General features: G+C 53.1%; 14 protein-coding genes. 5 read left to right on the top strand and 9 right to left on the bottom strand.

Annotated elements, in window-relative coordinates:
* Positions 1 to 2: 2 nt before the first annotated feature.
* The 7 genes from ftsL to leuO all read right to left on the bottom strand — a co-directional run bounded on the left by ftsL (position 3) and on the right by leuO (position 7081).
* A complete protein-coding gene (gene ftsL, locus ACOTWU_RS10630; protein WP_003856363.1) occupies positions 3 to 368 on the bottom strand; it encodes a cell division protein FtsL in 366 nt (121 codons plus the stop codon).
* Positions 365 to 1306: a 16S rRNA (cytosine(1402)-N(4))-methyltransferase RsmH gene (gene rsmH, locus ACOTWU_RS10625; protein WP_003856366.1), complete on the bottom strand. Its 942-nt coding sequence runs from the start codon at positions 1304 to 1306 to the stop codon at positions 365 to 367. The genes ftsL and rsmH overlap by 4 nt, the downstream gene beginning before the upstream one ends.
* 2 nt (positions 1307 to 1308) lie before the next feature.
* On the bottom strand, positions 1309 to 1767 hold the full coding sequence (gene mraZ / locus ACOTWU_RS10620; RefSeq protein ID WP_006810119.1) for a division/cell wall cluster transcriptional repressor MraZ: 459 nt from the start codon (positions 1765 to 1767) through the stop codon (positions 1309 to 1311).
* A 591-nt stretch (positions 1768 to 2358) separates the two neighbouring features.
* Entirely contained in the window at positions 2359 to 3363 is a 1005-nt protein-coding gene (gene cra / locus ACOTWU_RS10615) for a catabolite repressor/activator (protein WP_003856369.1), read from the bottom strand.
* Between the two features lie 179 nt (positions 3364 to 3542).
* Complete coding sequence (gene ilvN / locus ACOTWU_RS10610; protein WP_003856371.1) at positions 3543 to 4034, bottom strand: acetolactate synthase small subunit; 492 nt, start codon at positions 4032 to 4034, stop codon at positions 3543 to 3545.
* A 1-nt stretch (position 4035) separates the two neighbouring features.
* Positions 4036 to 5760: an acetolactate synthase 3 large subunit gene (ilvI, locus tag ACOTWU_RS10605; protein ID WP_015572665.1), complete on the bottom strand. Its 1725-nt coding sequence runs from the start codon at positions 5758 to 5760 to the stop codon at positions 4036 to 4038.
* 376 nt (positions 5761 to 6136) lie between these two features.
* Positions 6137 to 7081, bottom strand: coding sequence for a transcriptional regulator LeuO (gene leuO / locus ACOTWU_RS10600; protein WP_017383788.1), 945 nt, complete (start codon positions 7079 to 7081; stop codon positions 6137 to 6139).
* Positions 7082 to 7709: 628 nt separating this feature from the next.
* Between leuO and leuL the strand changes: the two genes are divergently transcribed.
* From leuL to leuD, 5 genes are all read left to right on the top strand, one after another.
* A complete protein-coding gene (leuL, locus tag ACOTWU_RS10595) occupies positions 7710 to 7796 on the top strand; it encodes a leu operon leader peptide (RefSeq protein WP_057979999.1) in 87 nt (28 codons plus the stop codon).
* 91 nt (positions 7797 to 7887) lie between these two features.
* Positions 7888 to 9459: a 2-isopropylmalate synthase gene (gene leuA, locus ACOTWU_RS10590; protein ID WP_017383789.1), complete on the top strand. Its 1572-nt coding sequence runs from the start codon at positions 7888 to 7890 to the stop codon at positions 9457 to 9459.
* On the top strand, positions 9459 to 10550 hold the full coding sequence (leuB, locus tag ACOTWU_RS10585; RefSeq protein WP_017694521.1) for a 3-isopropylmalate dehydrogenase: 1092 nt from the start codon (positions 9459 to 9461) through the stop codon (positions 10548 to 10550). The genes leuA and leuB overlap by 1 nt, the downstream gene beginning before the upstream one ends.
* Before the next feature lie 2 nt (positions 10551 to 10552).
* Complete coding sequence (leuC, locus tag ACOTWU_RS10580; RefSeq protein ID WP_015572663.1) at positions 10553 to 11953, top strand: 3-isopropylmalate dehydratase large subunit; 1401 nt, start codon at positions 10553 to 10555, stop codon at positions 11951 to 11953.
* A gap of 10 nt (positions 11954 to 11963) precedes the next feature.
* Entirely contained in the window at positions 11964 to 12569 is a 606-nt protein-coding gene (leuD, locus tag ACOTWU_RS10575) for a 3-isopropylmalate dehydratase small subunit (protein ID WP_015572662.1), read from the top strand.
* A gap of 91 nt (positions 12570 to 12660) precedes the next feature.
* Here the strand turns inward: leuD and ACOTWU_RS10570 are convergent, their stop codons facing one another.
* Together ACOTWU_RS10570 and ACOTWU_RS10565 are read right to left on the bottom strand one after the other, a co-directional pair.
* On the bottom strand, positions 12661 to 12813 hold the full coding sequence (locus ACOTWU_RS10570; protein ID WP_010427008.1) for a Hok/Gef family protein: 153 nt from the start codon (positions 12811 to 12813) through the stop codon (positions 12661 to 12663).
* Between the two features lie 216 nt (positions 12814 to 13029).
* Complete coding sequence (locus tag ACOTWU_RS10565) at positions 13030 to 14208, bottom strand: sugar efflux transporter (protein ID WP_015572661.1); 1179 nt, start codon at positions 14206 to 14208, stop codon at positions 13030 to 13032.
* Positions 14209 to 14300: the final 92 nt, after the last annotated feature.

Below are 14300 nucleotides of genomic sequence, written 5' to 3'. Positions count from 1 at the left end.
CCTTATTTTTGTACTACGATATTTTCCTGCGAAGGATCAACATGCTGTAATTGCAGTTTTTCCGTTGCGATCCGTTCAACCCGGCTGTGATCGCCGAGCGCGTTTTCTTCAAGGATCAGATTTCGCCATTCAATATCCAGCGCATCGCGTTCCAGTACCATCTGTTCGCGCTGCGCAGTTAATAAACGGGTATGGTGAGCGGTGGTGACCACCATGACTGCCGTCACAATGATGCAAATGAACAAGCAGAGTGGCAGCTTCCCAAACCGCAAAAGATCGTCGCCGATCACGCCAGGCAAGGCATGGCGCTCGTTGCTTCCTAACGATCCCTTAACTTTGCTTAGGGTCTCTGTCACTCTGCTGATCATGCGTTCGTCCTCTCTGCAATACGCAGCACTGAACTACGGGCACGTGGATTCTCTGCCACCTCTTCTTCGCCCGGCATCAACTTGCCTAATGCTCGCAACTGACGGCCTCCCAGCTTTCTGAGTTGTTCTTCCGTCATCGGCAACCCAGCTGGAACCTGCGGACCGCGGCTCTGTTCACGCATAAAGCGTTTTACGATGCGATCTTCCAGCGAATGGAAGCTGATGATGGATAACCGCCCACCCGGGGCCAGCACGTCGAGCGAGCTTTTTAGCGCCAGCTCTATTTCCTCCAGTTCACTGTTTACCCAGATACGAACCGCCTGGAAGGTACGGGTCGCAGGATGTTTGTGCTTGTCCTTCACCGGCGTTGCCGCCGCGATGACTTCTGCCAGCTCTTTGGTACGGGTCATTGGCTCAACGCGGTTGCGCTCCACGATGGCGCGCGCAATACGTTTGCCAAAGCGTTCTTCACCGAAGGTTTTAATTACCCAGGCAATATCCGCTTCGTCAGCAGTTTGTAACCATTCAGCGGCAGACTGGCCGCGAGTGGGGTCCATACGCATATCCAGCGGCCCATCACGCATAAAGGAGAAGCCGCGTTCTGCATCATCAAGCTGTGGTGAAGAGACGCCAAGATCGAGGAGAATCCCGTCGATCTTGCCGGTCAGGCCGCGCTCAGCGACATAATCCGCAAGCGCAGAGAAAGGTCCATGCACGATGGAAAAGCGAGGATCATCGATGGTTTGCGCAACGGCAATCGCCTGCGGATCGCGGTCAATTGCCAGCAGGCGTCCTTCCGCTCCAAGCTGGGAGAGGATCAAACGCGAGTGACCACCGCGACCAAAAGTGCCATCAATATAGATGCCGTCTGGACGAATATTCAGGCCGTTAACGGCCTCATCCAGCAGCACCGTTGTATGTTTATAATTTTCCATCATATTTATAGAGACAAGTCCCGCAGCCGTTCCGATAATGTTGCGGAATCAGACTGCTCAGCGTCGATATCTTCCTTGACCTGTTGATACCAGGTCGTTTCGTCCCACAGTTCAAACTTGTTGAACTGCCCGACCAGCATCACTTCTTTAGTCAGACCGGCATGTTGCCGCAACACAGGCGCAATCAATAATCGCCCGGCGCTATCCATCTGACATTCACTGGCATGTCCCAATAACAACCGCTGCACGCGGCGTTCTTGCGGGTTCATGCTCGACAGTCGCGACAGCTTTTGCTCAATGATTTCCCATTCAGGCAAAGGGTAAAGCAGCAGGCAGGGGGAGTTGATGTCAATGGTGCAAACCAGTTGACCCGAAGCGTTCTCAATCAGCTGGTCGCGGTATCGGGTTGGTACCGATAAACGCCCTTTGCTGTCGAGATTGACTAACGTTGCTCCACGGAACATGCCAGCCTCACCCCTCCTCACCACTTTAACCCACAAATTCCCACCTGAAGGAGTTTACGGAGCGAGGGAAAAGCTTGTCAAGCCAGGACTCTCTCTATACCGGCGCGAAAGCACCGTATTTACAGAGCAAGAGTGACCTGGCTAATAACTACACAACTGGCGAGGCAAAATTAACGTTATGAATATTTGTAAGAAAAAAACCGAATATGCACACGAGCGTTAAGACTCACTCAATATCATCGCAGGGAAATATAAAGTGTCAGTTTGCGACGCGGGCAGCATTTTAAGGCATATCGCCGGGGGATAACAGCACCAGATTAAGCGCAAGGCAATATGGATTCGTTCGTGTACATTGAGGGCTGAAGGGGACAGTAAAAAATGGCTGAATATTCATCGGCTGGCGGCTGTTTGTAACAAAACAATACAAAAGAATGCCCGTTAAAAATTATAATTGCGCTTTTTAACGCCAAAACGGATTCAGAAAAATAGCCGGCTACGAATCTTAGAGATAAATCCTAATTTTTATCCGGGAATTATTTCCCGCAATAAATGCGCCGCAAAAGGGGCAGTTTTACCGCCCCTGTGGAAATATTAATGGCGGCTCAAAATCCCGCGCCGATAGAGATTACGTTTGATACGCGTAAGCCCGGGTTTCGGTTTGCGAGGTTCATCCAGGCTTGCCAGAACAATCTCAAGCACGCGCTCGGCGACGTCGCGGTGACGCTGAGCCACGGCCAGCACCGGACATTGCAGGAAGTCGAGCAGTTCGTTATCGCCGAAGGTCGCAATCGCCAGATCGGATGGCAGCTTGCCATCGCGACGTAACGTCACGTCCATCACCCCCTGCAACAGGGCAAACGAGGTGGTAAACAACGCCTGCGGCATCGGGTGCGTTTCCAGCCATTTCTCGAACAGCTGAGCAGCCGCTTCGCGCTCATAGCTGTTGGCATACAGATAATGAACGTCACGCGGATCGTCTTTCCACGCCGTACGGAACCCTTGTTCACGCAGGAAGCTCACGGATAGTTCAGGCAAAGCGCCAAGATAGAGCACCGTTTCCGCCGGGAAGGTACGCAGCTCGGCAGCCAGCATTTCTGCATCGTCCTGATCGGCACCTACGACGCTGGTGAAATGTTCACGATCCAAAGCACGATCCAGCGCCACAATCGGGAATGGATCGTTCGCCCAGCGCTGATAGAAAGGATGCTCGGGTGGTAAAGAGGTCGACACGATGATGGCGTCAACCTGACGTTGCAGCAGATGCTCAATGCAGCGCATCTCGTTGTCGGGCTGATCCTCGGAGCAGGCAATCAACAGCTGATAGCCCCGCTGACGAGCCTGACGTTCAAGATAGTTGGCGATGCGGGTATAGCTGGTGTTTTCCAGATCCGGGATCACCAGGCCAATCGAGCGGGTGCGTCCGGCACGTAAACCTGCGGCGACAGCATTCGGATGGTAATTATGCTCACGAACGACTGCCATCACTTTCTCAACGGTCTTATCGCTGACACGATACTGCTTTGCTTTACCGTTAATCACATAGCTGGCCGTGGTTCTCGACACGCCGGCGAGCCGGGCGATTTCATCCAGTTTCACAATTGCCCCTCAAAAAAAGAAAAAAGTCCATGGCCCTGTCAAGGTTATGGTTAAATATTTTAACATCTAAACGCAGAATAGCTTTCACGGCAACCGCTTTTGTCCGCGTTGTCGGTGGATTACGCAAAAAAAAGCCCGGCTTTGGCTACCGGGCTGAAAGAGGCGAACCTTTTGCGCAACTAACGCATGATTTTATCGCCGCGCGAGAGGCCAACAACGCCAGAGCGCGCAACTTCAACAATTTTTGCCACATCCCTGACGGAGGCCAGGAACGCATCCAGCTTATCGCTCGTTCCGGCAAGCTGCACAGTATATATAGAAGGCGTGACGTCAATGATCTGCCCACGGAAAATATCCGTGTTACGCTTGACCTCTTCACGGCCATAACCGCTGGCCTGAATTTTCACCAGCATCACTTCACGTTCGACGTAAGCCCCCTGCCCCAGCTCGCTGACGCGCAACACGTCCACCAGCTTGTGCAATTGCTTTTCGATCTGCTCAAGCACTTTCGCATCGCCGACAGTCTGGATCGTCATGCGGGAGAGCGTTGGATCATCGGTCGGCGCAACGGTCAGGCTTTCAATGTTGTATCCGCGCTGCGCAAAAAGCCCAATGACGCGTGACAGTGCGCCCGACTCATTTTCCAGTAATACAGATAATATCCGGCGCATATCAGGTTCTCTCCGTTTTGCTTAACCACATTTCATCCATACCACCGCCACGGATATGCATCGGATAAACGTGCTCTGTGCCGTCTACGATGACGTCCATGAAGACGAGGCGATTGTTTTTAACGTGCTCAAGCGCTTCGCCGAGCTTCGCTTCCAGCTCTGACGGATCGGTTACCCGCATGCCAATATGACCATAGGCTTCAGCCAGACGGACAAAGTCCGGAAGTGACTTCATATAAGACTGAGAGTGACGGCCGGAATAAATCATATCCTGCCACTGCTTCACCATACCGAGGTAACCGTTATTCAGGTTAAGCACCAGCACTGGCAACTCATATTGCAGCGCAGTAGAAAGCTCCTGAATATTCATCTGTATACTGCCATCACCCGTTACGCAGATAACCGTTTCGTTCGGCAACGCCAGCTTCACCCCCAGCGCGGCGGGCAGACCAAAGCCCATCGTGCCCAGCCCGCCTGAGTTGATCCAGCGACGCGGTTTATCAAACGGGTAATACAACGCAGCGAACATCTGATGCTGGCCTACGTCAGAAGTGACATACGCCTCGCCTTTGGTCAGATGCCAGATCGTCTCGATCACCGCCTGCGGCTTGATGTTTTCACTCTGCGTGTCGTATTTAAGGCACTGACGGCCGCGCCATTGTTCGATTTGTTGCCACCAGTCACGGATCTCATCCAGCGGTTGAGAGGCGGTCTCCTGCGCCAGCAGTTCCAACATTTGATCCAGCACCTGTCGTGCGTCCCCCACGATGGGCACATCCGCCGGCACCGTTTTAGAGATAGAAGTAGGATCGATATCAATGTGTAGCACCGTCGCATTCGGACAGTATTTCGCCAGGTTATTGGTGGTGCGATCGTCAAAACGTACGCCGACGGCAAAAATCACATCAGAATGGTGCATCGTCATATTGGCTTCATAGGTGCCATGCATACCCAGCATGCCCAGCGCCTGACGGTGGGTAGCCGGGAATGCCCCCAGCCCCATCAGCGATGACGCGACAGGAAGATTCAGCTTCTCAATCAGTTCGCGTAGTTGCGTTTCACAGGCTGCATTGACGGCGCCGCCCCCCACATAGACTACGGGCTTTTTCGCAGCCAGCAGCGTTTGCAGCGCACGCTTAATCTGGCCTTTGTGCCCTTGCGTCGTCGGATTATACGAACGCATGCTCACCGACTCAGGCCACAGGTAAGGCAGTTTATTCGCGGGATTGAGAATATCTTTTGGCAGATCGACAACCACTGGCCCAGGACGACCGCTGGCGGCCAGCCAGAAGGCTTTTTTCAGCACGCCCGGGATATCTTCCGTTTGCTTAACCAGAAAGCTGTGCTTCACCACGGGGCGTGAGATCCCCACCATGTCGCATTCCTGAAACGCATCATAGCCAATCAGTGACGTCGCCACCTGTCCGGAGAGAATGACCAGTGGAATAGAGTCCATATACGCAGTCGCAATGCCGGTGATGGCATTGGTCGCTCCCGGCCCCGAAGTAACCAGCACTACACCCACTTCGCCCGTGGCGCGGGCCAGGCCGTCAGCCATATGCACAGCAGCCTGTTCATGACGAACCAGAACATGATCAATACCGCCTACCGTGTGCAGCGCGTCATAAATATCGAGAACCGCGCCTCCGGGATAGCCGAACACTTGTTTCACGCCCTGATCGATAAGCGATCGGACGACCATTTCCGCGCCAGACAACATCTCCATGCTTTGCCTCCAGGCTTTTGTTATAGACGGTCAACAGAATTCATTTCCGCGCCGTCTTCTGACAGGGTGAACCCATCTTATAATGTGCAGAGTGATGGATACCTTAACCGCTCGTTATGAGGCAGGCAATTAGCAAACGGAATGCGGGAATGGGCAATAAAAGCAGAAAAAATAGCTGTCAGACACGAATATGGTGAATTCGTCTGGTATGAGGGGAGACGCTAATAATTCATCTCTTAAAAAGAGGATGGATCAGGAAATCATCTATTTTTAAGCCGCCCTGAGCGTCTGAAAAAATGCGCACAGAACAAAATATTGCCTGCATAAAAAATCACAGAATAAACCGCATGGCACCATGCGGTTTATTCACCCTGACTTATCGACGACAAATATTGATCAGCAACTCTTCCATCCACTGATGCCCTTTATCCCGCCCCGCCGCTTCATGCCAGGAAAGATAACAGGTACGACTATTCAGCTTGAGCGGCAGAGGTAAAATTTGCAGGCTCAGCGAATCGGAGAACTCTTCAGCAAGCCAGCGCGGTGCAATAGCGACTAGCTGCGTCTGAGAAACGACATTTAAAACGCTGACCATCGCCATCCCCTGATAGGCCACGCTGGCTTGTTTATCGGCAGTGTCATACCACGGCTGACTGAACGAAGCATATCTGTCCAGAGCAACAACGGCATGCTGCTCGCTGTAAACATCGCTTTCACGCAGCGGCGAATTCATGCGTGGATGTTTTTTGCTGGCGACTAACACCATTTCATCTTTAAACAACGGAACACAGGCAAACTCTGGACGGCGAAACTCTTCGTAGCCCAGAACGAACTCCGTTTCCTGATAACGAAGCTGGTGCTCAGTGTTTTGATTTAAAGATGATTTAAAAACGAGATGAATATTAGGAGCAATCTGTTCAACTTTATTATATATAACAGACGTCAAATAATTGTCTAACGGACTGCAAACACAGAGATGGAAAACCCGCTCACTGCTTAAAGGTTCAAACCCTGAGCCGGGAAGCTCATTTTGAACCAGCTGTAGCGCCTGACGAATCGAACCGAATAGCTGGAATGCACGCGCCGTGGGCTGGATACCTCTTCCATACCGGACGAATAACTCGTCGTTAAACATCACCTTAAGTCTGGCTACGGCATTACTCACGGCAGGTTGAGACATTCCCAGAGATTGCGCTGCTCGCGTAATATTCTGCTCCTGCATAACTGCATCAAATACAGTTAACAGGTTGAGATCCACTGTGCGTAACTGAGGCTTAACCCCATCATAAGGCTGTGGTTGGTTAATATTATTTTCTGGCATTTCTGACTCCACTGTCACGCTAAATTCCCTTTGCCAAAGTACAGTAATAACTTCGAAAAATATGATTTACCATGCATATACAACAAGCGAAAGGAAATTATTTAAAATTCAGAATATATAAAGAACCCTCATTCAAGAGATGCCATTAAGCATCCCCTGAATGAAGAGCTAAAAATCGTTCAAATGATATCTAAAACTTTAATGCAGGCATGAAACCATAAAGCTGGCAAATACACAATCACCGCCTTAGTTAATAATAACTTAAGTATTATTAAACTATGAAGGGCATACACCACGATTTCATTAACAAAATGATATCAATATTGATAACTTTCCCGCCCATGATTCATTCATAGAACTTATAACTCAATGAAATAAAACACATTCCATTTCACAGCACATCGGTAAAAATACTGTGTTCAATTGCTACCAATTATATTCAAATTATTCCAGAGATGAATCTCAAGTCCAATAATAGACAATTAAATCGGTTAACAGCGTAAAAACCAGCACAATTAGCTAATGTGTTTATCCTGCGCTGAGTTGCCATTTTGCCTGAGAGGGGTTGACATGAGTCAGCGTATCCAGTACCACTAAAAGCATATCGCATTCATCTGGAGCACGATTCATGATTCGCACCCTTCGTTTCACCGGTCTACTACTACTAAACGCATCCACTGTGCGCGGTAGACTGGCGGGCGAAATTCAGCGTTGAATCGTCTTCAGTAAAACTAAAAACCCGCGCCACTGCGCGGGTTTTTTTATGCTCGTAGCAAGGCGCCCTAAGACTGACAAGGACCTAACCCATGAGCCAGCAAGTCGTTATTTTCGATACTACTTTACGTGACGGTGAACAGGCATTACAGGCGAGCCTGAGTGTTAAAGAAAAACTGCAAATTGCGCTGGCCCTCGAACGCATGGGTGTAGACGTAATGGAAGTCGGCTTTCCCGTCTCCTCGCCGGGTGATTTCGAGTCAGTACAGACCATCGCCCGCACCATCAAAAACAGCCGCGTATGCGGTCTGGCTCGCTGCGTTGAGAAAGATATTGATGTGGCCGCGGAATCCCTGAAAGTTGCAGAAGCCTTCCGTATCCATACATTCATTGCCACCTCCCCCATGCACATTGCAACCAAGCTGCGCAGCACGCTGGATGAAGTGATCGAACGTGCGGTGTATATGGTTAAACGCGCGCGTAACTATACTGATGACGTCGAATTCTCCTGTGAAGATGCAGGCCGCACGCCGATTGACGATTTGGCCCGTGTAGTGGAAGCCGCGATTAATGCCGGAGCCAGAACCATCAACATCCCGGATACCGTCGGCTACACCATGCCGTTTGAGTTCTCTAACATCATCACCGGCCTGTACGATCGCGTGCCAAATATTGATAAAGCCATCATCTCTGTTCACACCCACGATGATTTGGGTCTGGCTGTGGGCAATGCCATCGCCGCCGTCCACGCCGGCGCGCGTCAGGTAGAAGGGGCAATGAACGGCATTGGTGAACGCGCCGGCAACTGCTCGCTGGAAGAAGTGATCATGGCGATCAAGGTGCGCAAAGACATTATGAACGTACACACTCGCATCAATCACAACGAAATCTGGCGCACCAGCCAGACCGTGAGCCAGATTTGCAATATGCCGATCCCGGCGAACAAGGCGATTGTTGGTACTGGCGCGTTCGCTCACTCCTCCGGTATTCACCAGGATGGCGTGCTGAAGAACCGTGAAAACTACGAAATCATGACTCCGGAATCCATCGGTCTGAACCAGGTTCAGCTGAACCTGACCTCACGCTCTGGCCGCGCGGCGGTGAAACACCGTATGGAAGAGATGGGGTATCAGGACAGCGATTACAACATGGATCAGCTGTACGACGCATTCCTGAAGCTGGCTGACAAGAAAGGCCAGGTCTTCGATTACGACCTGGAAGCGCTGGCATTTATCAACAAACAGCAGGAAGAGCCAGAACACTTCCGTCTGGACTACTTCACCGTTCAGTCAGGCTCAAGTGATATCGCTACCGCCTCCGTCAAGCTGGCCTGCGGCGATGAAATTAAAGCGGAAGCCGCCAACGGTAACGGCCCTGTGGATGCCATTTACCAGGCGATTAACCGCGTCACTGAGTACGACGTAGAGCTGGTGAAATACGACCTGACGGCAAAAGGGCACGGTAAAGACGCCCTGGGCCAGGTTGATATCGTCGTCAACTATAACGGTCGCCGCTTCCACGGTGTGGGTCTGGCGACAGATATCGTCGAATCCTCCGCGAAAGCGATGGTGCATGTCCTGAACAACATCTGGCGCGCAGCCGAAGTCGAAAAAGAGTTGCAACGCAAAGCTCAGAATAAAGAGAACAACAAGGAAACCGTGTGATGTCGAAGAATTACCATATTGCTGTGTTGCCGGGTGACGGTATTGGCCCGGAAGTGATGACACAGGCGCTGAAAGTACTGGAAGCCGTTCGTTCGCGTTTTGCGATGAAAATTACCACCAGCCACTACGACGTGGGCGGTATTGCCATTGATAACCACGGTACTCCCCTGCCGAAAGGTACTGTAGAAGGCTGCGAGAATGCCGATGCCGTTCTGTTTGGCTCAGTGGGTGGCCCTAAGTGGGAACACCTGCCTCCAGCAGAGCAGCCAGAGCGCGGCGCGCTGCTGCCGCTGCGTAAACACTTCAAACTGTTCAGCAACCTGCGTCCCGCGAAGCTGTACCCGGGGCTGGAAGAGTTCTGCCCGCTGCGCGCCGATATCGCCGCCAACGGTTTCGACATTCTCTGCGTGCGTGAGCTGACCGGCGGGATCTACTTCGGGCAGCCAAAAGGCCGCGAAGGCAGCGGTCAGCATGAGAAAGCGTTTGATACCGAGGTGTATCACCGTTTTGAAATTGAACGTATCGCTCATATCGCGTTTGAGTCAGCGCGCAAACGCCGCCGTAAAGTGACCTCTATTGATAAAGCGAACGTGCTCCAGTCGTCTATTTTGTGGCGCGAAATCGTCAGTGAAGTTGCCAGGCAGTACCCGGACGTTGAGCTGTCACATATGTATATCGACAACGCAACGATGCAGCTGATTAAAGATCCGTCCCAGTTTGACGTGCTGCTGTGCTCCAACCTGTTCGGCGATATTCTCTCGGATGAATGCGCGATGATCACCGGCTCCATGGGCATGCTGCCCTCGGCCAGCCTGAACGAAGAAGGCTTTGGCCTGTACGAACCGGCGGGCGGCTCCGCGCCGGATATCGCAGGTAAAAACATCGCCAACCCGATTGCGCAGATCCTCTCCCTGGCTCTGCTGCTGCGCTACAGCCTGGATGCAGGCGATGCAGCAACCGCAATTGAAAACGCCATTAACCGGGCATTAGAAGAAGGCGTCCGTACCGGTGATTTAGCACGCGGCACGGCGGCAGTCAGTACCGATGAAATGGGCGACATCATTGCCCGCTATGTCGCTGAAGGGGTGTAATCATGGCTAAGACGTTATATGAGAAGTTGTTTGATGCGCACGTTGTTTACGAAGCACCAAACGAAACCCCACTGTTGTACATCGACCGTCATCTGGTACACGAAGTGACCTCTCCTCAGGCATTTGACGGCCTGCGCGCGCATAAGCGCCCGGTGCGTCAGCCGGGTAAAACCTTTGCCACGATGGATCACAACGTTTCCACCCAGACCAAAGACATCAATGCATCTGGCGAGATGGCGCGTATCCAGATGCAGGAGCTGATTAAGAACTGTAACGAGTTTGGCGTGGAGCTGTACGATCTGAACCACCCCTATCAGGGCATCGTCCACGTAATGGGGCCTGAGCAGGGGATTACTCTGCCGGGCATGACCATCGTCTGCGGTGACTCCCACACCGCGACGCACGGCGCATTTGGCGCCCTGGCGTTCGGGATTGGGACCTCTGAAGTTGAACACGTTCTGGCGACGCAGACCCTGAAGCAGGGCCGCGCCAAAACCATGAAGATTGAAGTGAAGGGTAAAGCTGCGCCGGGTATCACCGCGAAAGATATCGTGCTGGCGATTATCGGCAAAACCGGCAGCGCAGGCGGCACCGGTCACGTCGTGGAATTCTGCGGCGACGCTATCCAGGCGCTGAGCATTGAAGGTCGTATGACCCTGTGCAACATGGCCATTGAGATGGGCGCCAAAGCAGGCCTGGTGGCCCCAGACGAAACCACCTTCAACTATGTGAAGGGGCGTCTGCATGCGCCGAAAGGTCAGAATTTTGACGACGCGGTAGCGTACTGGAAAACCCTGAAAACGGACGAGGGGGCAATTTTTGATACCGTTGTGACGTTACAGGCGGAAGAAATCGCCCCGCAGGTCACCTGGGGCACCAACCCGGGCCAGGTGATTTCCGTCAACGACAGTATTCCTGACCCGGCCTCCTTTGCCGATCCGGTCGAACGTGCCAGTGCGGAAAAAGCGCTGGCTTACATGGGGCTGAAACCCGGCGTACCGCTGACCGACGTGAGCATTGATAAAGTATTCATTGGCTCCTGTACCAACTCCCGTATTGAAGATTTACGCGCTGCGGCAGAAATCGCTAAAGGCCGCAAAGTGGCGCCGGGCGTGCAGGCGCTGGTTGTGCCAGGCTCCGGTCCGGTGAAAGCCCAGGCGGAAGCGGAGGGTCTGGATAAGATCTTTATCGAAGCAGGCTTCGAGTGGCGCCTGCCGGGTTGCTCCATGTGTCTGGCGATGAACAACGACCGCCTGAATCCGGGCGAGCGCTGTGCTTCCACCAGCAACCGTAACTTTGAAGGCCGTCAGGGCCGCGGTGGGCGCACCCACCTGGTCAGCCCGGCAATGGCCGCCGCTGCGGCAGTCACCGGTCATTTCGCCGATATTCGCAGCCTGAAATAAGGAGACAATCATGGCAGAGAAATTTACCCAACATACGGGCCGGGTTGTCCCTCTGGACGCCGCTAACGTCGATACTGACGCGATCATTCCTAAGCAGTTTTTGCAGAAAGTGACGCGCACGGGTTTTGGTGCGCATCTGTTCAACGACTGGCGTTTCCTCGACGATAAAGGCGAAGTGCCGAACCCGGAATTCGTCCTGAACTTTCCGGAATACAAAGGGGCTTCCATTCTGCTGGCGCGGGAAAACTTTGGCTGCGGATCGTCGCGTGAACATGCGCCCTGGGCATTAACCGACTACGGCTTTAAGGTGGTTATCGCCCCGAGCTTCGCGGATATCTTCTACGGCAACAGCTTCAACAACCAGCTGCTGCCGGTGACGCTGAGTGACGAACAGGTCGATGAACTGTTTGCGCTGGTGCAGGCGAATCCGGGGATTTCGTTTGAGGTGGATCTGGAAGCGGAAGTGGTGAAAGCCGGGGATAAGATCTACAGCTTCAGCATTGATGCGTTCCGCCGCCACTGCATGCTGAACGGTCTGGATAGCATTGGCCTGACGCTGCAACACGAAGAGGCTATCTCCGCTTACGAGAAAAAACAGCCTGCGTTTATGGGTTAAAGGCAATGGCCCGCAGGGCGCGGGCCATTGATAAGGGTGCGTTGAGGCTCAACCACTCTGGAGTGGCGGGGAAAACTCCCCGCCAATACTGCTAACGTTTTGCTTCGTAAGCCAACACTGCCGCCAGCTCTGTTTTCTCCTGTCTGAAGTGCAGCTCACACAGCGAGTCGCGCACCATCCAGGTGAAGATCAACAGCGTCGTACAGATCAGAAACAAACCTAACAGCAGAGTACGTTTTGGCATTCCAGCCTCCTTATTGCTTTTCGGCAATGAAGAGACTAACCTCGCAATGTTGGTTGTGAAGTTGGTCTCCCCATCAGTTTTTTGATGCGGGACTCTCCACTGTTTGCCTCTTGCGAAAGCCTGAGGCAAACAGCCTCAAGCACCCGTCACGCACTCTATGCGCCTTCTCTGCGCCTGTCAGAAAATCGTTTCATTTCGTGAAGCCGCCTTCCAGAATCAAACGTCTTTTACCCGGCACGTCAGCATCAGCGTGACGAGCGAAATCGCTGCGATCACCCAGTACACGGATGCATGCCCATAGCTTTGCGACAGCGCCCCCTGAATCACCCCTGCCAGAATCACGCCGGTAGAGATACTGTTGGTAAACAGCGTGGTCGCGGAGCCTGCGCGCCCCGGCATTAAATCCTGGAACCAGAGCATGCCTATCCCGGCAACGATTCCGATAAACACCGCGTTAAACAGCTGTAACGCCAGCAAGGCTTCACGCGAATGGAACAGGATCAGCCCCGCGTAGAACAGTACCCCGGCCGCCACGGCGACGACCATCATCCGACGCTTTCCGAAACGTTTGACGTAGTAACCCGCCAGAATCATCGCCGGGATCTCCAGCCCGGCAGCGGTGCCCATCAGAATACCCGCGAGCTTGTCGGGCAGTCCCAGATCGCTGCTGATCCACAGCGGCATATCAATAATGTACATGGTGTTGCAGGTCCACATCAGCGTGGAGGCGATAAACAACATGCGGACGTTTTTATCCTGCCAGCCGCTTACCTGCGTGATGGGCTTGTCCGTTACCTGCTCTACGCGCGCCACCGATGGCAATGCAAAGGCTATCAGCGCCAGGCTGATGACAAAAATCCCCGCCGCGATGGAAAACATGGTGGTGAAGCCGTAGTTCAGCGCCAGCATAAACGCCAGCGGGGGACCGATGACCCACGCGAGAGAGAGCTGCGCACGCATCACCGAGCTGAACATCACCACTTCCCTCGCCGAGCTGTCGGCGTACTCCCGGGCCAGGGCGAACAGTTGCGGCATGGCGGTGTTCGCCAGAGAGGCCAGCAGCACGCCGCAGGTAATGAGCGTCAGGTAATGGCGGTTGAAGGCAAACAGCAGCGCGTTGCCCACGGCCATGGCGCAACAAAAGAGGATCAGCTTACGGCGATCGCCCTGGCTGTCGGATCGTTTCGCCAGCCACAGGCTGACGAGGATCCCGGCAATGGCGTTGACGGTGTAGAACAGGCCCACCCAAAACGGCTGCGCCCCCACCTCGCGGCTGAGAAACAGGCTCAACGTCGGCGCCTGTAGCGCGCCGGCCACGCCCATCATGAAGGCCACCAGCATAAAAGCGGCGTACACGCCATTCAGGCGTCGCCCCATCGTCATCAACCAGAGCATGCGCAAGTCCTTATGAAAGCGAATCGAAATTGGGTGAAATAGTAAACGAAAAAAGCCAGCAAAAAACATTTTGCTGGCGGGTGATTAGCACC

Source organism: Enterobacter cloacae complex sp. GYL001, from assembly GCF_049237125.1.
In the GTDB taxonomy this organism is placed as follows: Bacteria; Pseudomonadota; Gammaproteobacteria; order Enterobacterales; family Enterobacteriaceae; genus Enterobacter; species Enterobacter hormaechei_C.
This window is presented reverse-complemented; position numbering and strand designations above follow the sequence as displayed.